Annotated in this window: 2 protein-coding genes and 1 pseudogene; all 3 read right to left on the reverse strand. The window is 67.0% G+C overall.

Going from position 1 to position 1,710, the window contains the following annotated elements; translation table 11 throughout:
- A pseudogene (locus GV035_RS26625) lies at nt 1–116 on the reverse strand (gluconate 2-dehydrogenase subunit 3 family protein); the annotation flags it as partial.
- Nucleotides 113–1,027, reverse strand: a complete 915-nt coding sequence (locus GV035_RS26630) for a hypothetical protein (protein WP_159838727.1) — start codon at nt 1,025–1,027, stop codon at nt 113–115. The pseudogene GV035_RS26625 and the gene GV035_RS26630, both read right to left, overlap by 4 nt.
- Before the next feature lie 23 nt (nt 1,028–1,050).
- A partial coding sequence (locus GV035_RS26635; RefSeq protein WP_328699814.1) for an enolase C-terminal domain-like protein occupies nt 1,051–1,710 on the reverse strand: 660 nt, incomplete at its 5' end.

Here is a 1,710-nt window from a genome sequence, read left to right on the forward strand (position 1 = left end):
GGGCCTTGCTGCGTGGCGAGCCGTTCGTCGATGACCTTGCGCGTCACGTCGTCCCATGAGGGCGTGTCGCGCTTGTTCATCACGTCATAGCCGGGATAGCGGGGCAGTGTGGTCATTTTTCGGTCTCCCGCAGTCGAAGCGCGGCGAGCCCCGCAAGCGCGAGCGCGGAAAAGCTCGGCGGCGCGGGCAAGGGCGGTCCGTTGAACAGGTTCTGGCTCCAGTTGCGCCAGCCGCCCCGGTTGCGCGCGACGCCGCGTGCATGAAAGCCCACGCCGATGAAGCCGAGGGCAGTCGTGATGCGCAACCATAGCCGCGTGAACGGGCGTTCTCGCGGCGCGGCGAGCGCGGTATTGAGAAGCAGCGCGGAGGCCACCGGCGGAATCACGATGGGCGCATACATGACGGGGTTCTGGAACGAGCCGCGAAAATGCAACAGCGCCACTTCGCCGAGCGTGCCGACGAGTCCCGCGCTCGTGACGAGCGCGAGCGCCTGTCCGGCCGGCATGCCGAAAAGACGGGGCTCGTGCGCGGGTTCATCGCGCAATCGTTCGGAGACTGCGCCGAGCGCGCCCGACAACAGCAGCGCCGTCGGCGCGCCGATGGGCGCGGCATAGAAGAGGTTGTGCCAGCTCCATCCGCCGGGGCGCTTCGTGATGTTGTAGAGATGAAACCCCGTGCCCGCAATGCCCGCGAGCGCCGCGCCCAGATACACCGAGTCGCGCACGCGATGACGCGCCGGCTCCCGGTCCGACCCGCCATGAAGCCCGGCGAGCAGCGAGAGCGTCGAGACGACGAGCGGCGTGTACATGGCCGGGTTGTCGAATGAGCCGCGATAGTGCTCCATTGCGCTGTCCGCGAGCACGGAGAGCGCGAGCAGCGCCGAGCTGTGATTGAACGTGCGGGCCGTGTCGATGTGCGTCTCTTTCTGCGAGCGATGCGCCTCGCGCCCGCCGAGCCGCGCGATGGCGAGTCCCGCTGCCGCGACGCCGCAGCCGATGGCGATATCGATCATTCTGGTTTGCGTCATCTTGAGGTCGAGTGCCGTGCGTTCTAAACCGCATAACGGTGTGCGTCCGCATGCCTGAAGTCGAGCCCGCAGCCGGGCCGCGACCAGTCCGGCGTGATGACGCCGTCGTGAGCGCGCGGCGCGCCGTCGAAGAGCATCGACTCGATGCGAACGTGATCGTGAAACCATTCCTGATGCCGCAAGCGCGGCGCGGCGCAGGCCACATGCAAGTGCAGCGCGGGCGCGCAATGCGCCGAAAGCGGCACATGAAAGGCATCGCAGAGGGCGGCCACGCGCAGGAAGCCCGTGACGCCGCCGCAGCGCGTGAGATCGGCTTGCAGCACGTCGACGGCGTTATGCGCGAGCAGCGCGCGGAAGTCGTCGAGTGTGTAGCCGTATTCGCCCGCAGCCAGTTCCATGTGCGCGGGAAGCGCATCCCTTAACAACGCGAGGCCGGTTATATCGTCCGATGACACCGGCTCTTCGAACCATTCGACGCCGTATTGCGCGAACTGCTCCGCGTAATAGAGCGCCTGCTTGCGATCGAGCGCGCCGTTCGCATCGACGAAAAGGCCCGCTGCATCGCCGATTGCTTCACGGGCGACCGCCACGCGATGCGGATCGCGTGAAGGCTCCGTGCCGATCTTGATCTTCACCCAGCGGCATCCGTCTTCATGCACCCAGCCGCCGAGTTGCGCGCGGAT

Origin of the sequence: Burkholderia sp. 8Y (assembly GCF_902506145.1) — a bacterium.
In the GTDB taxonomy this organism is placed as follows: Bacteria; Pseudomonadota; Gammaproteobacteria; order Burkholderiales; family Burkholderiaceae; genus Caballeronia.